Below are 21650 nucleotides of genomic sequence, written 5' to 3'. Positions count from 1 at the left end.
CAACAAGCCTCTCGAATATCGATATGCGTCCGGGCCTGGCAGCCCGGACCGGTTCATGCCTTCGGTTGCCGCCGGCTCAACAGCCGGCGCCCGAAGCGAATAAAGCGCCAGGCATTGCGGGTCGCCATCACATGCGCCAGCGAAATCGCCAGGAACAGCAGGAACAGCGTCTGTTCCGACAAGCCCGCCTGCCACGCGGCAATGCCGACCAGACCCATGGCGAAGTTGCTGGCCAGCAGGATCCAGACGATCGCATCCGCCTTCAGGTCCAGGCGCAGCAGGATGTGGTGCAGATGCGTGCGGTCGGCCGAAAAGGGATTCTTCCCCTTGGCCATGCGCCGTACCACGACTGCCAGCAGGTCGATCAGCACGAAGCCCAGCACCCACAGCATCACCACCGGCGGCACCTGCTCGGTACGGCCCGGTGCTGGCTGGGTCAACTCGACGGCGAACCAGACGATGGCATAGCCGAGCATCAGGCTGCCGGCGTCGCCGAGGAACACCCGCTTGCATCCTCGCAGCGGGTTGCGCATGTTGAACAGCAGGAAGGCGGCGATGGCACCGCAGAAGATCATGCAGACCCGCTGCGTCGGCACGTCGCCGATCAGGCTGGCGGCGTAGGCGAACCAGCCGAAGATGACCAGCGCCAGCCCGCCGGCCAGGCCGTCCATGCCGTCGCACATGTTCATCGCGTTGACCACCGCGACGACCGCGAACAGCGTGATCGGAATGCCCCAGTTCGCCAGCAGGATCTCGCGATGCCCGAACAGGTCGCCCAGGGTGGTCAGGTAGTTGCCGCCCCAGGAGGTCATCAGGATCGCGGCGAAGATCTGCAGCACCAGCTTGGTCATCGGCGACACGTCCACCATGTCGTCCATCACGCCGATGGTTGCCAGCAGCGTGAGGCCTGCCAGCAGCGGCGTGAAGGTACCGGGCAGATAGACGAACAGCAGCCCGGTGATGGCGACCGAGAACAGCACCGCGATGCCGCCGACCAGCGGCACCTCGCCGTCGTGCCGCTTGCGCGCGTTGGGGCGATCGACGAGGCCGGCCGCCTCCGCTACCGGCCGCAATACCAGGATCGCGAGCAGGCAGAGCAGGAAGGCGAGGGAAGGAACCCAGAAATACTCGAACATGGGAGGGGGCACGGTTACTGGCACGCCTGTCTTGTCTTCATGCGGAAGCGCCAGTAGGTCGGCGAACAAAGCAGCCTGATGAGGCTTTCCACATGCCATGCCAGATAGCGCCAGCGGCGACGGCTGGCGCGCTGGGCATCGTGTACCACGACGGCGTCCTGCACCCAGGTGACCCGCAGGCCGGCCAGATGCATGCGCAGGCAGAGATCGACATCCTCGCAATACAACCAGAAGGTCTCGTCGAACCCGCCGACGCGAGCAAAGCTTGCGCTGTCGAAGACCATGCACATGCCGGCGATCCAGTCCACCTGCTGCTCGGACTGGTCGGTCGGGTATTCCGCCTCGAAACGCCCACTCGCCCATCGCCGCAGCAGGCGCCACACCGACGGCACATGACGCGCGCTGTCCTCCACGGTGCCGCGCGGCGACACGACCCGCGGACCCGCCACGCCGGGGCGCCGGGCGACCACGTCGGCGAGGATCGCCAGGCTGCCTGCCTCCAGCCTCACGTCGGGATTTAGCACACAGAAACAGGCGGTACGACAGTGCGCAAACGCACGGTTGTGATTGGCGCCAAAGCCCAGCGGTCGATCGTTGCGCAACCAGGTCAGCCGGAAGCGCGGTGTCTGCTCGATCGCCGGCACCGCTTCGGGCAGGTTCAGCGTCACCACCAGATGGAGCGGGATGCGTGCCGACAGGCGCTGCAGCTGCGCAAGCAGCGGCGTCATCAGCGCCATCTGTCCATGGCTGACGATCGACACGGTGATGGCGTCGCGCTCGCCGGCCGAGGCCGCAGCGGTACCGGACAGGATCTGCATCATCGTCCTCCCGTCGGCGCGTCGTACACCTGGGCGTCGCGCAGCGCCACCGCCCGGGCATCCTTGTCGGACAGCAAGGGGGGACCGGCCAGCGGCCATGCCACGCCGATATCCGCATCGTCCCAGACCACGGCGCGCTCGTCGCCCGCGACCCAGAAGTCGGTGGTCTTGTAGAGGACTTCCGCCGGCTGCTGTCCCACCACCAGGAAGCCGTGGGCGAAGCCTTCCGGCACCCACAACTGCCGGTGGTTCTGCGCCGACAGTCGGACGCCTGCCCACTGGCCGAAGCGAGGCGAAGCGCGGCGCAGATCCACCGCGACGTCGAAGATCTCTCCGGCAATGGCGCGCACCAGCTTGCCCTGCGGATGCCGCAGCTGATAGTGCAGGCCGCGCAGCACATTGGGCATCGAGCGAGAGTGGTTGTCCTGCACGAACGTTACGTCCCGCCCGATCGCTTCGGCGAAGTCGCGCGCGTTGAAGCTCTCGAAGAAGAACCCGCGCGCATCCTCATGCACCGCGGGCTCCAGCACCAGCACCTCGGGCAGGCGGGTGGGGGTGACCTGCAGACGCACCTTCGTCATAGCACGGCCTCGGTCAGGATTCGATGCAGATAGCGCCCATAGCCGTTGTTCGGCAGGGCTGCCGCCAGCGCCTCGACCTGCTGGGCGTCGATCCAGCCGTTGCGGAAGGCGACCTCCTCCGGACATGCCACCATCAGCCCTTGCCGCTTCTGCAGCGTGGCGATGAAGCTGGACGCTTCGAGCAGGGAGTCGTGCGTGCCGGTATCGAGCCACGCGTAACCGCGGCCCATCACTTCGACCCGCAGCTGTTTCTGCTGCAGATAGCGGTTGTTGACATCGGTGATTTCCAGCTCGCCCCGAGGCGACGGCCGCATTTGCGCCGCGATGTCGCAGACCTGACGGTCGTAGAAATAGAGCCCGGTCACCGCATAGCTGGACCGCGGGCGCGCCGGCTTCTCCTCCAGCGACACGGCACGGCCGTCGTCGCCGAATTCGACCACGCCATAACGCTCCGGATCCTGCACGTGATAGGCGAACACGGTGGCGCAGTTCTCGGTGGCGTTGGCCCGCTCGAGCATGCCGACCAGATCGTGGCCGTGGAAGATGTTGTCGCCCAGAATCAGCGCGCTGGGCTGCCCGCCGACGAAGTCGCGCCCGATGATGAACGCCTGCGCCAGCCCGTCCGGCGAGGGCTGTACCGCGTATTGCAGGTTGACGCCCCACTGGCTGCCATCGCCCAGCATCTCGGCGAAGCGCGGGGTGTCCTGCGGCGTCGAGATGATCAGGATGTCCCGCATGCCCGCCAGCATCAGCGTGGACAGCGGGTAATAGATCATCGGCTTGTCGTAGACCGGCAGCAGCTGCTTCGAGACCGAGCGCGTGATCGGGTAGAGCCGGGTGCCGGAGCCGCCGGCCAGGATTATGCCTTTGCGCATGCCGGCTCCCCGTCGAGAATCTGGTCGAGCAACTGCGCAACACCGCTGCGCCAGTCGGGCAGGTGGATGCCGAAGGTCCGGCGCAGCTTCGCGGTATCGAGCCGGGAATTCGCCGGCCGCCGTGCGGGCCGCGGATAGGCCGATGTCGGGATCGGTTCGACCGCCTCCGGCATGGCCTGCAGCGCCACGCCGCGCTGCGCCGCCAGGCGCAGCACCTCGCAGGCGTAGCCGTGCCAGCTGGTTTCGCCCGCCGCGGTCACGTGATACAGGCCGCCGGCGAATGCCGCGCGGTCGCCGTGCAGCCAGTGGCGCGCGACGATCTGCGCGGTGACATCGGCCAGCAACGCGGCCATGGTCGGCGCGCCGATCTGGTCCGCCACCACGCGCAGCGTGTCGCGTTGCCGCGCCAGGGCCAGCATGGTCCGTGCGAAATTGCCGCCATGGCTGCCGGCAACCCAGCTGGTGCGCAGGACCAGGGCCGAAGCGGCACTGCCCAGCACCGCCTGCTCGCCGGCCAGCTTGCTGTGGCCGTAGACGGACAGCGGCGCCGGCCGGTCCTCCTCCACATAAGGCGAGTCCTTGGCGCCGTCGAACACATAGTCGGTCGAATAGTGCACCAGCAGGATGCCGGCGCGGGCCGCTTCCTCCGCGAGCAGCGCCGGACCGTCCCGATTGACGGCGAAGGCGAGCGTCGCATCGTCCTCCGCACGATCCACCGCCGTATAGGCGGCCGCATTGACAATGACGTCGGGACGCACCTCCCGCACCAGCTGGCGGACCTGCTCGGGCCGGGCCAGATCGCAGCGGGACCGGTCGACCGCAACGACGCGGCCCAGCGGCGCCAGGCTGCGGCATAGCTCGAAGCCCACCTGTCCGCGGGCGCCGGTAATCAGGATCGAGGGAGTCAGGCCGGCATCAGCTGGCATAGTGGCGGCTCACCCAGTTGCGATATTCCCCCGAGGTCACCTCGCGCACCCATTCCGCGTTGTCCAGATACCATCGCACGGTCTTGCGCAGTCCGGTGGCGAAGGTCTCGGCGGGCTGCCAGCCCAGTTCGCCGGCCATCTTGCCGGCGTCGATGGCATAGCGCCGGTCGTGGCCGGGACGGTCGGTGACGAAGCGGATCTGCTCGCGATACGAACCCTGCGCCCGGGGACGCAGCTCGTCCAGCAGGTCGCAGATGGCGTGAACCACATCGATGTTGCGCATCTCGTTGCAGCCGCCGACGTTGTACGTCTCGCCGATACGGCCTCGGGCCAGCACCTCGCGAACGGCGGCACAATGATCGTGGACGAAAAGCCAGTCCCTCACATTCAGGCCATCGCCGTAGACTGGCAGCGGCTCGCCTGCCAGCGCCCGCAGGATCATCAGCGGGATCAGCTTCTCGGGGAACTGGCAGGGCCCGTAGTTGTTCGAGCAGTTGGTCGTGACTGTGGGCAGGCCGTAGGTGTGGTGCCACGCACGCACCAGGTGGTCCGAGGCGGCCTTTGAGGCGGCATACGGACTGTTGGGTGCATAAGGCGTGGTTTCACTGAACTTGGGATCCTGCGGCCCGAGGGTGCCGTACACCTCGTCGGTAGAGACATGCAGGAAGCGAAAGGCCTGGCGCGCCTCGCCCTCCAGCGCCGACCAGTAGGCCCGCACCGCCTCGAGCAGCGCAAACGTGCCGACGATGTTGGTCTGGACGAAGGCGGCGGGTCCGTCGATCGAGCGGTCGACATGGCTTTCGGCGGCAAAGTGCACCACGGCGCGCGGCCGGTGCCGGGCGAGCAGCTCGGCCATGGCCTGGCCGTCAGCAATGTCGGCGCGCACGAAGCGGTGCCGCGGATCGTCCTGCAAGGGGGCAAGGCTGCGCAGATTGCCCGCGTAGGTCAGTTTGTCGACATTTACTACCGGATCGGCATTGGGGTCGCTAAGCCATTCCATGACGAAATTGGCGCCGATAAAACCCGCGCCCCCGGTAACTATAATTTGCGACAAATCAGCTTCCCCCTGCTCTTATTCGCCCTGAAGTGCGGGACAATACTCTACCGGCCCAGTCGATTCCCGATCATGGGCGAACGTTTCCAAAAGGTTGGAGTGGCCGTATTCTATCCGACCCGGTACACGTCACTACGGCCGGCTTTGAACTTTTTGTAGCGTGTTGTAACCGGCGTAAAAATAGTTATTAAAAAACTTCAAAGCCCCCTTTTCGTGCACGCCTCGCCATTCATGAGCGCACCCGTCACTCCTCATCTCCCCTATGCAATTGGCGATCTCCAGGGCTGCGCCGCCTCCCTGGAGCAGCTCGCGGCCAAAATCCCGGCGTCAGCCGGTCTGCGCTTTGTCGGCGACCTGGTTAACCGCGGGCCGGCCTCCGCGCAGACGCTGCGGCGCGTCCGCGAAATGGGCGCGCGCGCCGAATCCGTGCTTGGAAATCACGATATTCATTTATTAGCCGTTGCCGCCAAAGTGCGCTATCCGGGCCAGTCTGACACGCTCGATGCGTTGCTCCATTCGGCTGATTGCGACGATCTGCTCGATTGGTTAAGGCACCGTCCGCTGGCGCTGGTCGAGAACGGCTTCCTGATCGTCCATGCCGGGGTGCTGCCGCAGTGGGATGTCGACCAGACCCTCGAACTGGCCGCGGAAGTGGAGCGAGAACTGCGCGGACCGGGATGGAAGGGGTTCCTGGCCGACGTCTTCGGCAACAAGGCCGACCGCTGGCACGACGGACTGCGCGGCATCGAGCGGCACCGGGTCGTGGTCAACGCCCTGACCCGGCTGCGCTTCTGCACCGCCGAGGGAGTGATGGACTTCAAGACCAAGGAGGGCGCGGGCAGCGCGCCGGCCGGCTTCATGCCATGGTTCAACGTTCCCGGCCGGCGCACCGCCGATACCACGGTGGTGTGCGGGCACTGGTCGACCCTGGGGCTGGTGATGCGGCCGGACCTGATGGCGCTCGATACCGGCTGCGTCTGGGGCGGCAAACTGACGGCCGCGCGGCTGGCGCCGCAGCTGTCGGAGCGGGAGGTGATCCAGGTCGAGTGCCCCGCCTGGCGGGACCCCTCGGCCTGACCTGGCGTGGGCCCGTCAGGCCGGGGCGACGCTGGACGGCGAGGAAGGCGTGGCAGGGGCCGCTGCGGCCGCTTCGGCCACCGGTTCGCTGCGCTGGCGCGCCTGCGCGTCGTTGACCAGCTGACGGGCCTCGTCGCCGCGGCCCTCGCACAGGCAGACCACGGTGTCACGCGCCAGCTCGGCCAGGGACCGACGACCGAAACCGCGCGTATCGATGCGCGGCCCGAAGGCCAGTTCCGCGCGAATCGGCGGCGCCTTGAGAATCACGTCCAGGCTGTCGAGCAGGCTCATCTCGCCGATGTAGGCCGGCGCAACCGTGACTGCGCCGCTGGCGGCATCGCGATACCGCAGGCCGAGCGGCAGCACCGGCAGATCGCCGGCGACCGGCGCCTGCATCAGGTTGGCGTGGAACGGCAGCACGGTCAGGCCGTCGCTGGTGGTGCCCTCGGGAAACACGCAGACCTGGTCGCCGTGCCGCATGCAGGCGACCAGGTCGTGCAGCACCCGGTGGGCGTCGCGCTTGCGGCCGCGCTCGATGAACAGCGTGCCGGTCTTCTCGCACAGCCAGCCGACCACCGGCCAGCGCCGGATCTCGGACTTGGCGACGAAGCGGGCCGGCTGGCAGCTGTGGATGACGAAGATATCCAGCCACGAGATGTGGTTGGCCACCAGCATCACCCCCTGCCCTTGCGCCGGCGGCTCGCCGATGCACTGCACCTCGACGCCGCATAGCCGCAGAAGCCGGCGCGACCAGCGCCGGATATGCGTGTTGCGGGCGGGAACGCCGAGCCACGGGAAGAGCAAGGCGCAGGTGAGCACGCCGCGCAACAGGTGCAGCACGAGCAGCAGCTTGCGCCACCGCAGCATGGCGGTGCCGCGTGGCCGTGCCGGCGCCACTCCGGATGCAGGGCCGGCGTTCACTGCGCCTGGTAGACCAGGTTGCCGCCGACCAGCGTGGCGCGCACCTTGCCCTGCATCTCGTAGCCGAGCCACGGCGAGTTCTTGCCCTGGCTCTTGAGGGTGCGTGGCTCGACCTTCCACGCCTGCGACGGATCGAACACGCAAACGTCGGCGGCCGCGCCGACCGCCAGCGTGCCCGCGGGGCGGCCGAGCACGCGGGCCGGCTCGCTGGTGATTCGCGCCAGCGCCTTGACCAGCGGCACCTTGTGTTCGGTGGCCCAGCGCAGCGTCAGCGGCAGCAGCAGCTCCAGCCCGGTGGCGCCCGGGGTCGCCTCCGCGAACGGCAGCAGCTTCTCGTCCTCGTCCACCGGGGTATGGTCCGAACACAGCGCGTCGATGGTGCCATCGGCCAGGCCGGCGACGATGGCATCCCGGTCGCGTCCGCTGCGCAGCGGCGGCGTGAAACGCATCTGCGAGTTGAAGTAGCCGATGTCCATGTCGGTCAGCGCGACGTGGTGGATATTGACGTCACAGGTCACCGGCAGCCCTTCGCGCCGCGCCTGCCGCACCAGTTCGATGCCCGCGGCGGACGAGAGCCGGCACAGATGCACGCGCGCGCCGGTGGAGCGAATCAATTCGAAGATGGTGTGCAGCCGCACCGTCTCGGCGATCACCGACACGCCCGACAGCCCCAGCCGCGACGCCACCGCGCCGCTGGCCGCGACGCCGCCGCCCAGGAACGGGTCCTCGGGACGCAGGTAGACGGTGAAGCCGAAGGTCTGCGCATATTGCATCGCGCGCAGCAGCACCTTGGTGTCGCGTATCGGCTGCTCCGCCTGGGAGAAGCCGACGCAGCCGGCTTCGGTCAGCTGCGACATCTCGGTCAGCACCTCGCCCTTCAGGCCCAGCGTCAACGCGCCCAGTGGATAGACATGCGCCTGGTTCAGCGTCTGGGCGCGGTACTTCAGCATCTCGACCAGCCCCGGCTCGTCGAGCACCGGGTCGGTGTCCGGCGGACAGGCCAGGCTGGTGACGCCGCCCGCGCTGGCGGCAGCCAGTTCCGACTCCAGCGTCGCCTTGTATTCGTAGCCCGGCTCCCGCAGGCGCGCGGACAGCTCGACCAGGCCCGGGCAGACCACCAGCCCGTTGGCGTCGATGACCTTGTCGGCCTGGAAACCGGCCGGGGCATCGCCGATCGCGGCCACCTTGCCGTCGGCGATGAAGAGGTCACGAGTCGCGTCGAGATTGGCGGCCGGATCGATCAGGCGGCCACCCTGGATGTGCAATTTCATATCGTGTCGCTTGGTGTTCGTGCGCCTGGTGTTCGTGGGCTCGGCGCTGGGTCGATGCTCAGTCGTTGTTGCCGGCGACGATGCCCATCACCGCCATGCGCACCGCAATGCCGAAGGTGACCTGGTTCAGGATCACCGACTGGGGGCCGTCGGCGACCGCGGAGTCGATCTCGACGCCACGGTTCATCGGCCCCGGGTGCATCACGATGGCGTCTGGCGCGGCCAGCGCCAGGCGCTCCGGGGTCAGGCCGAACGCCTTGAAGTACTCCTGCGCCGAGGGCAGCAGCGCCCCGCTCATCCGCTCGTTCTGCAACCGCAGCATGATGATGACGTCCACGCCCTTCAGGCCCTCTTCCATGTTGTGGAAGACGCGGACACCCATCTGCTCGAGCCCCGAAGGCAGCAGCGTGCGCGGGCCGATCGCGCGCAGCTCCGGCACGCCGAGCGTGGTCAGCGCGTGAATATCCGAGCGCGCCACCCGCGAATGCAGGATGTCGCCGACGATGGCCACCGTCAGCTGGGTGAAATCGCGCTTGAAATGCCGGATGGTGTACATGTCCAGCAGACCCTGGGTCGGGTGGGCATGACGGCCGTCGCCGGCGTTGATCACGTGCACGTGCGGCGCGACGTGCTCGGCGATCAGGTACGGCGCGCCCGAGCTGGCATGACGCACCACGAACATGTCGGCCGACATGGCCGACAGGTTGTTGATGGTGTCCAGCAGCGACTCGCCCTTGCTGGTCGACGACGCGTTGATGTTCAGGTTCAGCACGTCCGCCGACAGCCGCTTGGCCGCGATCTCGAAGGTCGTGCGGGTGCGCGTGGAATTCTCGAAGAACAGGTTGAACACGCTCTTGCCGCGCAGCAGCGGCACCTTCTTCACGTCGCGGTCCGAATCGGACAGCGAGACGAACTGGCTGGCGGTATCGAGGATGTGCGTGATCATGTCGCGCGACAGGCCTTCGATCGACAGCAGGTGCTTGAGCTCGCCGTTCCTGGTGAGCTGCGGGTTGCGGAACGTCTTGGTCATGGGCGGGTACGGCTTGGCGGTCAGGCGGGTTTGCGTGGAGTGTCTGGTCTGGTAACTGGCTCGCGGGCAGGCACGAGGCGCGGGCATCCCCGGGGGGATTCCTTCTGCGCCCATGCCCGCTCAGCGCGTCGTGGCCGGCATCGCCGTGGCTTCGGTCGAAAAGGCAAAGCGCGTCGCCGCGCCCTCCCCCTCTCGCGACAGCACCAGCGTGGTGCCCGCCGGCAGCGCGAGGGTGGCGGCGGCGAAATCGGCGGCCACCGGCAGTTCGCGGCCGCCGCGGTCGACCAGGGTGGCCAGCGCGATACGGGCCGGACGGCCGTAATCGAACAGTTCGTTGACCGCGGCGCGGATGGTGCGCCCGGTGGCCAGCACGTCGTCGATCAGCAGCACGCAGCGATCCTGCACGGAAAACGGCAGCGTGGTGGGTTGGGCCTGGCTGTGCAGACCCTTTTTCGCATAGTCGTCGCGATGGAACGCCACATTGACCACGCCGTGCTCGGGCAGTCCCAGGTCGGCGGCGAGGCGCTCGGCGATCCAGGCGCCGCCGGAATGGATGCCGGCGATCGACCATTGCGCGCGTGCCGGATCGCCCTGGGCGGGCAGCATCCGTTGCACATGCTGGCGCAGGGCGGCGTACAGCGCCTCGGCGTCGGGAAGGTCGGTCACGGTCATAGCGGAAGTTGGTCGAAGAACTGTTGCAGGATGATGCGGGCGGCCTCGTCATCGAGTTGCCCGGGCTTGCCGCCGGCCATCTGCGCCAGGCGCGAACTGTAGCGCTCGTCCACCAGCGTGACGGGCAGGCCGAAGCGGCCGTTGAGCTGATTGCTGAAGCGGCGCGCCAGTCTGGTGACCGGCTGCTCACCGCCCTCCTTGTCCAGCGGCAGGCCGACGACCAGGTGCACCGGCGCCCACTCGGCGATCAATGCGCCGACGTCGCGAAAGCGACCGTCCACGGTGACATTGGGAAGGATGGTCAGCGGCCGGGCCTGCCGGGTGACGAAGTTGCCCAGCGCGACGCCGATCTTGCGCTCGCCATAGTCGAAGGCCAGCACGGTGCCGTCGGTGGGCGCTGCCGTCGCCGGGCCCTGCTCGCGCGGCGAAGCCGCGCCAGGATCAGGCATGTCCGGCCTCGCCGGACAGCATGGCGACGTCGATGCCCAGCAGCCCGACGGCCGCGGCGAAGCGCCCCTCCGGGGGTACGCTGAAGACGATTTCGGGATCGGCCTGGACATTGAGCCAGCCGTTGCGGCTGAGCTCTTCCTCCAGCTGGCCCGCACCCCAGCCGGCATAGCCGAGCGTGAGCAGGAAGCGGTGCGGCCCGCTGCCATTGGCGACCGCCTCGAGCACATCCTTGGACGTGGTCATTTCCAGACCGCCCGGCACCGCCAGCGACGACACATAGACGCCGACCGGATCGTGCAGCACGAAGCCGCGCTCGGTCTGCACCGGGCCGCCGAAGTACACCGGCTGCTGGGCCACGGGCTGGATTTCGAGCTTCAGATCGATCTTGTCGAACAGCGTGGCCATGTCGATATCGATCGGGCGGTTGATCACCAGCCCGAGCGCGCCGCGCTCGTTGTGCTCGCAGATATAGACGACCGCCCCCGCAAAGGTCGGATCCGCCATGCCCGGCATGGCGATCAGGAACTGATTCGTCAGATTGATGGAAGCTGCGGGCGTCGCCATGCGCTGCATTTTATCAAATCGGCCCGGGCTTTCCGGAAAAGATTCAGCAGAAAGTGAACGAAGCGATACATGATGTTGAATGGATCGCGCAATATGCCGATCAAGGGCGTCTGCGAGGCGAGAGAGTGCGATTCAGCGCGCGATCCTCACGCGGCTGACTTCAACGCCTCCAGATCGTGTGCCTCCAGCCACTTCCACTCCCCCGGTTCCAGTTCGGGATCGAGCGGCAGCCCACCGATGCGGCTGCGGTGCAGGGCCGCGACATGATTGCCGGCCGCCGCCACCATCCGCTTGACCTGATGGTATTTCCCCTCGGCCAGTGTCAGCAGCAGGGCCCGTTCGCCGGTGATCTCGCAGGCGACCGCGGCCAGCGGGGCCGGCTCGTCATCCAGCTGCACGCCGGTGCGCAGCGCCTGCGCCTGCGCTTCGGTGACGGGGTCTGCCGTGGTGACCTCATAGATCTTCGGCACCTTGCGCCGTGGCGAGGTCTGGGCATGGATGAACTGCCCGTCGTCGGACAGCAGCAGCAGTCCGGTGGTGTCCTGGTCCAGCCGCCCGACCGCCTGCACGCCGCGCTCGCGCAACTGGTGCGGCAGCAACGAATACACGCTCTGGTGGTGGAGCGGCCGCTGCGAGCACTCGTAGCCGACCGGCTTGTGCAGCATCAGATAGACCTTCTCGTGACAGACCCACGGCTCGCCGTCGACGGTCAGCCGCAGGCCCTGGTGGACGAAGGTCGCATCCGGATCGTCGCACGGCTGGCCCTCCACCTCGACCAGGCCGGCCTCGACGAGATCGCCGCAGTAGCGGCGCGTGCCGAAGCCTTCGGCTTGCAGGATGCGTTGCAGGGTGGGGAGCTTGCTTTTCATGTCGATTGCTGTGATGCGAGGGGTCTGCCGGACCGGGATCGGGCGGCGGACCGTATGGTACGGTAGCGGCGTTTCTGGCTCAGCCGGGCGCGCCGCCCATGCCTTGTCCTTTCGGCGCCATCGATGCCTTCATCCCCGTCCTTCCGCAAACCCTATCGGATCGGCCGCCGTTTTTCGAGGGCGCTGGTCTGGTTCCGCCGTGATCTTCGCCTGGACGATCACGCGGCGCTGCATTATGCCCTGCGCCACGGCGAGCAGGTCTGGTGCGTGTTCGTATTCGACCGGGACATCCTCGATCCGCTGCTGGCGCGCGGACTGCGCGCGGACCGGCGAGTCGAGTTCATCCTGCGCTCGCTGGCCTCGCTCGATGCGGCGTTGCGCGCCGCCGGCGGCGGCCTGATCGTCCTGCAGGGCCGCGCGGTCGAGGCGGTGCCGGCGCTGGCGCGCGAGCTCGATGTCGAAGCGGTATTCGCCAATCATGACTACGAGCCGGCCGCGGTTGCCCGCGACGATGCGGTCGCCCAGGCCCTGGCCGGCGATGCACGGCTATGGCTCAGCTTCAAGGACCAGGTGATTTTCGAGCGCGACGAGATCCTCAACGGCCAGGGCAAGCCCTTCGCGGTGTTCTCGCCGTACAAGGCCGCCTGGCTGCGCACGCTGGAGCCCTTCGATCTGCGGCCCTACCCGGTGCAGCCCTACCTCGGTGCCCTGGCGGCGATACCGCCCGAGCGGCAACGCCCCCTGCCGACGCTGGACGCGCTCGGCTTCGCCGCGACCGATCTGCCGACGCTGCCCTTGCCCACCGGCAGCGACGGCGGGCAGGCGCTGCTGGACGATTTCCTTGAACGCCTGCCCGACTATGCACGGCTGCGCGACTTCCCGGCGGCGCGCGGCCCGAGCTATCTGTCGGTTCATCTGCGCTTCGGCACCGTCTCGGTCCGCACCCTGGCGCGCGCGGCGCACGCGGCGATGCTGGCCGGCGGCACTGGCGCGCAAGGGGCCGCAACCTGGCTGGGCGAGCTGATCTGGCGCGATTTCTTCTTCATGGTGCTGCACCACCATCCGCGCGCGGCGCAGGGGCATGCCTGGCAGCCCGCGTTCGACGGCCTGCGCTTTCTCCAGGGCGAACCCGCACGCGCCTACTTCGATGCCTGGTGCGAGGGGCGCACCGGCTACCCGCTGGTCGACGCCGCGATGATCCAGCTGCGCACCAGCGGCTATATGCACAACCGGCTGCGCATGGTCAGCGCCAGCTTCCTGGTCAAGGACCTGGGCGTCGACTGGCGCTGGGGCGAGCAATGGTTCGCCGACCGGCTCAACGACTACGACCTGGCCGCCAACAATGGCAACTGGCAGTGGGCGGCCTCGACCGGATGCGATGCGCAGCCATGGTTCCGCATCTTCAACCCGGTCACCCAGTCGAAGCGCTTCGATGCCGAGGGCGGCTTCATCCGGCGCTACCTGCCTGCGCTGCAGGGACTGCCGGACAAATACATCCACGCGCCCTGGACCGCGCCGGCCGCCGTGCTGGCGAAGGCGGGCATCGCGCTGGGACGGGACTACCCAGTGCCGCTGGTACAGCACGACGTGGCGCGGCAGGAAACGCTGTCGCGCTACGCGGCGGTGCGCGACAGCCGCAATGCGCTGCGCGCGCTGCAGGCGCGGGACGGACAGGACGAGCAGGACGGACCTGACGACGAGCCGGCGGACTGACGCGCCGGCCCGCGCCCGCGCTTACGCCGCCAGCAGCGCGCTCTCCCGGTAGTGGCGCTGTGCATCCTGCGGGCGGTCGGTATGCTCGTAGAGGCGGGCCAGCGCCAGATGCGCCCGCACGCGCAGCCGGCGCTGCTCGGCTTCGTCGCCATCGGCGTACTTGAGCGCGCGCTCGAAGTTGGCCTGCGCCTTGCCCCACAGCTGTTCGCCCAGGCACAGCGAGCCCAGCGTGAAATGCAGCTCGGCGTCGTTCGGATGCTGCGCCAGCCATTGCTCGGCCTGCTGGATCTGCGGCAGCGCGCGCCCAGGCTCGGCGCAGTCGGCATAGCGCAGCACCAGCCGGCTGTCCCAGTTGGACTTGAGCGCGTCCTCGACGATGCGGCGCGCCTCCTGCTGGCGGCCCAGCTGGGAGAAGTAGCGCGCCGCCGGTTCGGCGATGCGGGCGGCACGGCGCTCATCGGCGGACAACGAGCGCCAGAAGTCCTGCAGCGCCTCGGGATCGTGGCGGCGCTCTTCCAGCAGCGCCTCGCAGGCCATCTGCTTGAGCCGCAGCGCCAGCACAGGATGCAGCGCGTTGCGCTTTTCGAGCGAGCGGGCCAGCCGCAGCACTTCGTTCCAGTTCTTCAGATGCTGCTGGGCCCGCAGCGCGATGCGCTGCACGTGGATCTGGCGCGCGCCCTGCGATTGCAGCTGGGCGATGGTGGCCAGCGCCCCTTCGGCATCGCGCGCATCGACCTGCATTTCGGCCAGCGACACCAGCCGCGCCTGCTCGCGCTCCGGTGCGTCGACCTGGGCAAGCCACGCGTCGCGCCGTTCGGCCTCCTGCATCTGGTCGGCGGCGCGCGCGCCGATCAGCGCCGCGGTCTGCGCCTGCTCGCGCCACGCCTGGGCTTCGCGGGCGGCGCGCTCGGCGCGGGCAAAGCGGCCGGCGAACAGGTTCTCGATCGATTCGCGCAGCGCGGCCTGGGCCTTCAGCATGCGGTTGCGCTCGCGATAGGCGGCGGCACGCCCGGGCATCTCCGACAGATGGCGGATCGCGGACAGCACGGTCCAGGCGACGAAGAACAGCAGCAACAGCAGCGCCAGCGCCAGATTGAGCGATAGCTCCACGCGGTACGGCGGATAGAACAGCACCACGTTGCTCTGATTGAACTGCGTAAACAGCGCCAGCCCCACGGCGCCGGCGCACAGCACCACTACCCAGAACAGGAATCGCATGCCCTACTCCTTCTTCAGGGCACGCAAGGCACCGAGGCTTTCGGCCATGGTCGGCAGCTGGACCGACACCGCACCGGCCTGCGCCTGCTTCAGCAACGTCTGCACGGTCTGCACGCGGCGCGAATTGCCGTCGAAGTAGCGGGCGATCATGTCCTGCGCCCCGGCAAGATCGTTGCGGAACACCGTCTCGTTACGCGAAAGCAGCGCGAGGCGGGCATTGAGCAGGCGCAGCTTGATGTTCTCGCGCAGGAACCAGCCCTGGTCGCCGCTCATCAGCAGCGCGTCGGTATTGTCGACGCGGCGCACGCGGATCACCTGCGCCAGCTCGTCACGCACGGTCGCCCACAGCCCCTCTGCCCAGCGAGCCAGCCGCTCGCCGGCGGCCGCGATCCGCGAGCCGCCGCCCGGTGCCGCCTCTGGCGCCGATGCCGCCGCGGCATCCGGAGCGGCGGCCGCCGAAGCCGGCGCTGCGGCATCGCCGCGCTCCAGCATCCGTTCGCCGGACAGCAGCGGCAGCGCATCGATCTGGTTGATCGCTTCGTCCAGCTTGATGGCCGCGCCGGTCAGATCCATTTCGGGCACGGCCTTCATGCTGGCGATATCGCGGGCGATGGCGCGGCGCAGTTCGTTGGTCTCCGGCTTGTCGGAGCGGGCCAGGCGCACGTCGGCGCTCTGCAGCGCAGACAGCGCGACCTGTACGTTGCCCGTCAGCTGCAGCTGCTGGCCGGCGTTGGTCAGCAGCTGCTGGATCTCGGCCAGTTCCCAGTCGTCGCGGTTGCGCATCAGGTCCTGGTAGACCTGCTCCAGCGTGGCCTGCTTGTCGCGAGTGTCGTCGATGCGCGCTTCCAGCGCGCCCACCTTGGCCTGCATCTCCTTGATGGTCGACTGCGCCTCGCGCGTCAGCACGCGCGACTCCTGCACCAGCGAGTCGTTGCTCTGCTGGCGCCGGGCGAGTTCCTCGGTCAACCGGTCCACCCGCTGCTGCAGCCACCAGAATGCGGCGCCCCCCGCCAGCAACACGATGACCAGCAGCAGCCAGGCGATCGCGCCGCGACCCTTGCCCGCGGTGGCGGTAGCGGGTGTTGCAGCGCCATTGGTCCGGGCGCGGGCATCGGTTTGCGCGGTGTTCGGCGGGGCGGTGGAATTGGAGTTCTGTTGCGTCACGCGATCGGCCTTCGTTGACGTGGATGAATGGGATGGATCGGGCGGGGACGCCTGCGCGGCGGCAGCGGGCGCCGCCGGCTCCGCAGGCGTTGGCGCCGCAGGCTGCCAGCCTCGTTCGCGCGCCCACGCAAGGCACGCCTGCAGCAGGCCGTCGTCGCCCGGCGACGCCGCGCCAATGCGCCGGAAGCCGAGCGCGTCGGCCTGCTCGGCGATTCTCGCATGGGCGGCGATGCACTGCACCTGCCGCAGCCGCTGCACCTCGTCCGGGGAAAGATGTTGCCCGGCCAACGTGTCGAGATTGCGTACCGCTTCGGAACTGGTCAGCAGCCAGGCATGCGGCGCCGCGCCGTCGGCGAGGCTTTCGCGCACGGCCTGCCACTGCATGGCGCCAGGTTCCGGCAGGTCGCGGCGATACGCCTGCACCGCCACCACGGTCGCGCCGGCCTCCCGCAACCGCTCGGCCAGCCAGTCGCGCCCGCCATTGCCGCGCACGATCAGCACCGAACGGCCGCGCAGCTCGGCGGGATCGAGCCGGGCCCAGAGCGCCTCCGAATCGAAGCGAGGGTCGACGTCATTGGCGGCGGGCGCGGCGGCGGGATCGAGCGGCGATATCACCCGGTGGGTCGGCGCGGCAATGCCGCGCGCTGCGAGCGCGGCGACGCTGGCCGGTCCGACCACGGCGACGGGCACCGAGATGGGCCAGGCTGGATCGAGCACGCCCTGTTGGGAAGCGAGCGCGTCCAGCGCATAGGCGATGGCGTTGGGACTGACGAAGACCACCAGCGCGAAACGCTCGAGCTCGCCGAGCGCGGCGCGCAGCGGCCCGTCATCGGTGGCCGGGCCGATTGCCAGCAGCGGAAAGCTGAGCACGTCCAGACCGGCGGCCTGCAGGGCGTCGATCAGTTGCCGGGACTGCCCGGCAGGTCGTGTGACAACGACGGTCGGGCGCAGCATGGCGTGCCTCAGCCGGCGCCCGGGGCTGCCTCGGCGTCCGCGCCGGGTACGGCCTGCGCGTCGGCCAGCGCGGCCAGCACCTCGCCCGCGCCCTGGTCGAGCAACTGGGTGGCCACGGCCCGGCCCAGCGCCTCGGCCTGGGCAATGCCGGTCACCTCGGCAGCGGCGGCGCCGTACACGGCGCGCGAGCCGTCAGGCAGCGCGACGAAGGCCTCCAGGCGCAGCGTCGCGCCGTCCCAGCGTGCGTGCGCGGCCAGCGGGACCTGGCAGGAGCCGGCCAGCTGGCGCGACACCGCGCGCTCGGCGCTGACGGCAAGGCGGGTCGGGCCATGGTTCAGTGGCGCCAGCCACGCTTCCAGCTCGGGACGGGCGCTGCGGATCTCGATGCCCAGCGCGCCCTGCCCCGCGGCGGGCAGCGAAATGCCGACATCGAGCAAGGCGCGGATGCGTGCGCCCAGGCCCAGTCGCTTCAGACCGGCGGCAGCGAGAATGATCGCGCCGTATTCGCCGCGATCCAGCTTGGCCAGACGGGTATCGAGATTGCCGCGCAGGGGGCGCACGATCAGGTGCGGATAGCGCGCGCGCAGCGCCGCCTCGCGCCGCAGGCTGGAGGTGCCGACCACCGTGCCTGGCGGCATGGCGTCCAGCGAATCGAAGGTATTGGAAACCAGCGCGTCGCGCGGGTCCTCGCGCTCCATCACCGCAGTGAGCGCAAAGCCGGGCGGCAGCTCCATCGGCACGTCCTTGAGCGAATGCACCGCGAGGTCCGCCCGACCCTCTTCCATCGCGACTTCCAGCTCCTTGACGAAGAGCCCCTTGCCGCCGACCTTGGACAGCGTCCGGTCCAGGATCTGGTCGCCGCGGGTGGTCATTCCCAGAATGGACACATCGCATTCGGGGTAGTACTGTTGCAACGCAGCACGGACATGTTCGGCTTGCCACAGAGCGAGCCGGCTTTCGCGGGAGGCGATCACCAGACGGTGGGGCGCCTGCGGCGAGGAAGGCGACCCGGCGTCGAGCCGGGATGCGGTCGAAACGGAAGCTTGCATGCGGCGAATGGTAGCACGCAGCCCTGTCCGTCCCGGCTGCCAGGCCTGGCCGCCCGCCCTTGCGCACAGCAGCAGTGCCACGGTTCGCCCCCAGAGGCTGCAATAGCCAGATTCAATCGAATTACTGGAACCATAGAAAGAGAGGAGCACCGATGAACCCGCCCGACGCCCCCTCCGGCGCCCGACGCTCTCGCGCCGCCGCCAAGGACGATGCCACCACCGCCGGGGCCGCCCCCGAGCCGACCGCCGGCAAGCGGCGGCGCGCTTCCCATCTGGAAGTGGTGCCCGCCCAGCCGCCGCGGCGTGGCGCCGCCGACAAGGACCTGCCGCTGCGCGAGGACATCCGCTTCCTCGGCCGCCTGCTGGGCGACGTGCTGCGCGAGCAGGAAGGGCAGGCGGCGTTCGACCTGGTCGAGACGATCCGGCAGACCGCGGTGCGCTTCCGGCGCGAGAACGACCGCGCCGCGGCCGCCGAGCTGGACCGGCTGCTCAAGCGCCTGTCGCGCGACCAGACCAATCAGGTGGTGCGGGCGTTCAGCTACTTCTCGCATCTGGCCAATATCGCCGAGGACCAGCATCACAACCGCCGCCGGCGCATCCACGCGCTGGCCGGCTCGCCGCCGCAGCCGGGCAGCCTGGCGCGCGCGCTGGAAGCGATCGACGCGGCCGGCGTCACCGGCAAGGCGCTGCGCAAGTTCCTCGACGAGGCACTGATCATGCCGGTGCTGACGGCGCACCCCACCGAAGTCCAGCGCAAGAGCATCCTCGATGCGCAGCGCGAGATCGCGCGGCTGCTCGCCGAGCGCGACCAGCCGATGACCCCGCGCGAGCGCGAGCACAACACCGCGCAGCTGCGCGCCCGCGTCACCACGCTGTGGCAGACCCGCATGCTGCGCAACAAGCGGCTGATGGTCGTCGACGAGATCGAGAACGCGCTGTCCTACTATCGCACCACGTTCCTGCAGGGCATTCCCCGGCTGATGCGCGAACTGGAAGAGGACATCGCGGCGGTGTTCCCCGCCGGCCGGCGCGGCACCGCCACGCGGGCGCCGCTGCCGCCGTTCTTCCAGATGGGCACCTGGATCGGCGGCGACCGCGATGGCAACCCCAACGTCACCGCGCAGACGCTGGATTACGCCGCCTGCAGCCAGGCCCGGCTGATCCTGGAGTGGTATCTGGACGAGGTCCATGCGCTGGGGGCCGAGCTGTCGATGTCCTCGCTGATGGTGCAGGCCAGCCCCGAGCTGCTGGCGCTGGCCGAGCGGTCGCCCGACAAATCCGAGCATCGCGAGGACGAGCCCTACCGTCGCGCGCTGATCGGCGTCTATGCGCGGCTCGCCGCCACCTGCAAGGCGCTGACGGGTCAGGCCGCCACGCGCCACGCGGTGGCGGACGCGCCGCCGTATCCGGATGCCGAATCCTTCGGCGCCGACATCCGCGTCGTGGTCGATTCGCTGCGCGCCCATCACGGCGAAGCGCTGGCACAGGCGCGCGTCGACGGGCTGCGCCGCGCCATCGAGATCTTCGGCTTTCACCTCGCGTCGATCGACATGCGCCAGGTGTCGGATGTCCACGAGGCCGTGATCGCCGAGCTGTTCGCCGCCGCAGGGGTCGAGGCCGACTATGCGGCGCTGCCCGAGCAAGGCAAGCTGGAACTGCTGCTGAACGAACTGCGCCAGCCGCGTCTGCTGACGCTGCCCTTCCACGAGTATTCCGAGCAGACCCGGGGCGAGCTGCGCATCCTCGCCGCGGCGCGCGAGCTGCGCGCGCGCCTGGGCCATCGCGTCACGCGCAACTACATCATCTCGCATACCGAGACGCTGTCGGATCTGGTCGAGGTGATGCTGCTGCAAAAGGAGGCGGGCCTGCTGCGCGGCGCGCTGGGCGATCCGCGCAATCCGGCGCGGATGGAGCTGATGGTGATTCCGCTGTTCGAGACCATCGAGGACTTGCGCAATGCCGCCGGCATCATGGAAGCGCTGCTGGACCTGCCCGGCTTCGATGCGGTACTGGCGCACCATGGCGGCGAGCAGGAAGTGATGCTCGGCTATTCCGACTCCAACAAGGACGGCGGCTTCCTGACCTCGAACTGGGAGCTGTACAACGCCGAGCTGGCCCTGGTACGGCTGTTCGAGCGCCGCCGCGTGCGGCTGCGCCTGTTCCATGGCCGGGGCGGCACGGTCGGGCGCGGGGGCGGGCCCACCTACCAGGCCATCCTGTCCCAGCCGCCGGGCACCGTCAACGGACAGATCCGCCTGACCGAGCAGGGCGAGATCATCAACAGCAAGTTCGGCAATGCCGAGATCGGCCGCCGCAATCTGGAGACGGTGATCGCCGCCACGCTGGAAGCCTCGCTGCTGCCGACGCAGAACGCGCCCAGAGACCTGGAGGCGTTCGAGGCGATCATGACCCGGCTGTCCAACCATGCGCTGCGCGCCTATCGCGATCTGGTCTACGAGACGCCCGGCTTTGCCGATTACTTCTTCGCCACCACGCCGATCACCGAGATCGCCGACCTGAACATCGGTTCCCGCCCGGCCTCGCGCAAGCTGATGGACAAGTCGCAGCGGCGCATCGAGGATCTGCGGGCGATTCCATGGGGCTTCTCGTGGGGACAATGCCGCCTGTTGCTGCCCGGCTGGTTCGGCTTCGGCAGCGCGGTGCGCGCGCTGCTGGACGAGGCCGGCGACGACAAGGCGCGCAAGGCGCTGGTCGCCACGCTGCGGCGCATGGTCAAGACCTGGCCATTCTTCTCCACGCTGCTGTCCAACATGGACATGGTGCTGGCCAAGACCGATCTGGCGGTGGCCTCGCGCTATGCGCAGCTGTGCGAGGACGCCACGCTGCGCCGCACGGTGTTCGCCCGCATCAGCGCCGAATGGCACCTGACCTGCGACATGCTGGCGCTGGTCAGCGGCAAGCAGGAGCGGCTCGCCGACAACCCGCTGCTGGCGCGCTCCATCAAGAACCGCTTTGCCTATCTCGATCCGCTCAATCACCTGCAGGTGGAACTGCTCAAGCGCTACCGGGCAGGCAAGGAGGGAGACGACGTGCGGGTACGGCGGGGGATCCATCTGACCATCAACGGGATTGCGGCGGGGTTGCGCAATACGGGGTGATTTGAAGGGGGTGGTGCATTGCCCTCTCCCCCGGCCCCTCTCCCGCAGGGCGGGAGAGGGAGCTGTAGTGGTCAAGTTTTTTCAGACAGGTGTTTAGGTGGTCTGGTGGAACTTGTCCTCGTAGTGCTGTGGTGACTGGTAGTCCAGTGTGGAGTGCAGCCGTACCGGGTTATAGAAGCCAACGATGTA

At 68.7% G+C, this 21650-nt stretch carries 19 protein-coding genes; 3 read left to right on the top strand and 16 right to left on the bottom strand.

All coding sequences use genetic code 11. The features are described 5' to 3' along the window. Window positions 1-53 precede the first annotated feature (53 nt). From K6V06_RS13995 to rfbB, 6 genes are read right to left on the bottom strand one after another with little or no spacing between them, the layout of a single operon-like run. The gene (locus K6V06_RS13995; RefSeq protein WP_370637470.1) at window positions 54-1148 is read right to left on the bottom strand and encodes an MraY family glycosyltransferase; all 1095 of its coding nucleotides are present in this window, start codon (window positions 1146-1148) and stop codon (window positions 54-56) included. A 2-nt stretch (window positions 1149-1150) separates the two neighbouring features. Then, complete coding sequence (locus K6V06_RS13990; protein WP_255581853.1) at window positions 1151-1957, bottom strand: glycosyltransferase; 807 nt, start codon at window positions 1955-1957, stop codon at window positions 1151-1153. Next, entirely contained in the window at window positions 1954-2526 is a 573-nt protein-coding gene (rfbC, locus tag K6V06_RS13985) for a dTDP-4-dehydrorhamnose 3,5-epimerase (RefSeq protein WP_222244554.1), read from the bottom strand. Before rfbC ends, K6V06_RS13990 begins: the two co-directional genes overlap by 4 nt. A gap of 5 nt (window positions 2527-2531) precedes the next feature. Further along, window positions 2532-3410, bottom strand: coding sequence for a glucose-1-phosphate thymidylyltransferase RfbA (gene rfbA / locus K6V06_RS13980; RefSeq protein WP_222244344.1), 879 nt, complete (start codon window positions 3408-3410; stop codon window positions 2532-2534). Then, window positions 3395-4336: a dTDP-4-dehydrorhamnose reductase gene (rfbD, locus tag K6V06_RS13975; protein ID WP_222244343.1), complete on the bottom strand. Its 942-nt coding sequence runs from the start codon at window positions 4334-4336 to the stop codon at window positions 3395-3397. The genes rfbA and rfbD overlap by 16 nt, the downstream gene beginning before the upstream one ends. After that, entirely contained in the window at window positions 4326-5390 is a 1065-nt protein-coding gene (rfbB, locus tag K6V06_RS13970; protein WP_222244342.1) for a dTDP-glucose 4,6-dehydratase, read from the bottom strand. Before rfbB ends, rfbD begins: the two co-directional genes overlap by 11 nt. A gap of 231 nt (window positions 5391-5621) precedes the next feature. On the opposite strand from rfbB, the gene K6V06_RS13965 reads away from it, so the two are divergent. Continuing rightward, a complete protein-coding gene (locus K6V06_RS13965) occupies window positions 5622-6467 on the top strand; it encodes a symmetrical bis(5'-nucleosyl)-tetraphosphatase (RefSeq protein ID WP_222244341.1) in 846 nt (281 codons plus the stop codon). A 15-nt stretch (window positions 6468-6482) separates the two neighbouring features. Here the strand turns inward: K6V06_RS13965 and K6V06_RS13960 are convergent, their stop codons facing one another. From K6V06_RS13960 to K6V06_RS13930, 7 genes are all read right to left on the bottom strand, one after another. Continuing rightward, entirely contained in the window at window positions 6483-7334 is an 852-nt protein-coding gene (locus K6V06_RS13960) for a 1-acyl-sn-glycerol-3-phosphate acyltransferase (RefSeq protein ID WP_222244340.1), read from the bottom strand. Between the two features lie 50 nt (window positions 7335-7384). Continuing rightward, on the bottom strand, window positions 7385-8659 hold the full coding sequence (locus K6V06_RS13955; protein WP_222244339.1) for a dihydroorotase: 1275 nt from the start codon (window positions 8657-8659) through the stop codon (window positions 7385-7387). Window positions 8660-8717: 58 nt separating this feature from the next. Beyond that, window positions 8718-9689 (bottom strand): aspartate carbamoyltransferase catalytic subunit, encoded by a 972-nt coding sequence (locus tag K6V06_RS13950; RefSeq protein ID WP_222244338.1) that lies wholly within the window; start codon window positions 9687-9689, stop codon window positions 8718-8720. Between the two features lie 120 nt (window positions 9690-9809). Then, complete coding sequence (gene pyrR / locus K6V06_RS13945; RefSeq protein WP_222244336.1) at window positions 9810-10361, bottom strand: bifunctional pyr operon transcriptional regulator/uracil phosphoribosyltransferase PyrR; 552 nt, start codon at window positions 10359-10361, stop codon at window positions 9810-9812. Continuing rightward, a complete protein-coding gene (gene ruvX / locus K6V06_RS13940) occupies window positions 10358-10810 on the bottom strand; it encodes a Holliday junction resolvase RuvX (protein WP_222244335.1) in 453 nt (150 codons plus the stop codon). The genes pyrR and ruvX overlap by 4 nt, the downstream gene beginning before the upstream one ends. Then, window positions 10803-11375 carry a YqgE/AlgH family protein gene (locus K6V06_RS13935; protein WP_222244334.1) on the bottom strand — a complete coding sequence of 191 codons (573 nt, stop codon included), beginning with the start codon at window positions 11373-11375 and terminating at the stop codon, window positions 10803-10805. The genes ruvX and K6V06_RS13935 overlap by 8 nt, the downstream gene beginning before the upstream one ends. 146 nt (window positions 11376-11521) lie before the next feature. Beyond that, window positions 11522-12244 carry a pseudouridine synthase gene (locus K6V06_RS13930; RefSeq protein WP_222244333.1) on the bottom strand — a complete coding sequence of 241 codons (723 nt, stop codon included), beginning with the start codon at window positions 12242-12244 and terminating at the stop codon, window positions 11522-11524. Between the two features lie 123 nt (window positions 12245-12367). Here K6V06_RS13930 and K6V06_RS13925 point away from each other — a divergent pair, with 123 nt between their 5' ends. Further along, complete coding sequence (locus K6V06_RS13925) at window positions 12368-13957, top strand: deoxyribodipyrimidine photo-lyase (protein WP_222244332.1); 1590 nt, start codon at window positions 12368-12370, stop codon at window positions 13955-13957. Window positions 13958-13978: 21 nt separating this feature from the next. On the opposite strand, the gene K6V06_RS13920 is transcribed toward K6V06_RS13925, so the two are convergent. From K6V06_RS13920 to hemC, 3 genes are read right to left on the bottom strand one after another with little or no spacing between them, the layout of a single operon-like run. Then, a complete protein-coding gene (locus K6V06_RS13920) occupies window positions 13979-15175 on the bottom strand; it encodes a heme biosynthesis HemY N-terminal domain-containing protein (RefSeq protein WP_222244331.1) in 1197 nt (398 codons plus the stop codon). A gap of 3 nt (window positions 15176-15178) precedes the next feature. After that, on the bottom strand, window positions 15179-17293 hold the full coding sequence (gene hemDX / locus K6V06_RS13915; RefSeq protein ID WP_222244330.1) for a fused uroporphyrinogen-III synthase HemD/membrane protein HemX: 2115 nt from the start codon (window positions 17291-17293) through the stop codon (window positions 15179-15181). Window positions 17294-17301: 8 nt separating this feature from the next. After that, window positions 17302-18342, bottom strand: a complete 1041-nt coding sequence (gene hemC, locus K6V06_RS13910) for a hydroxymethylbilane synthase (protein WP_222244329.1) — start codon at window positions 18340-18342, stop codon at window positions 17302-17304. Window positions 18343-18494: 152 nt separating this feature from the next. On the opposite strand from hemC, the gene ppc reads away from it, so the two are divergent. Beyond that, a complete protein-coding gene (ppc, locus tag K6V06_RS13905; protein ID WP_222244328.1) occupies window positions 18495-21461 on the top strand; it encodes a phosphoenolpyruvate carboxylase in 2967 nt (988 codons plus the stop codon). The last annotated feature ends 189 nt before the right edge of the window (window positions 21462-21650 follow it).

This window comes from Cupriavidus sp. AU9028 (genome assembly GCF_019795295.1).
In the GTDB taxonomy this organism is placed as follows: domain Bacteria; phylum Pseudomonadota; class Gammaproteobacteria; order Burkholderiales; family Burkholderiaceae; genus Cupriavidus.
The sequence above is the reverse complement of the archived record's forward strand: the minus strand, read 5'-3'. Positions and strand labels throughout refer to the sequence as shown.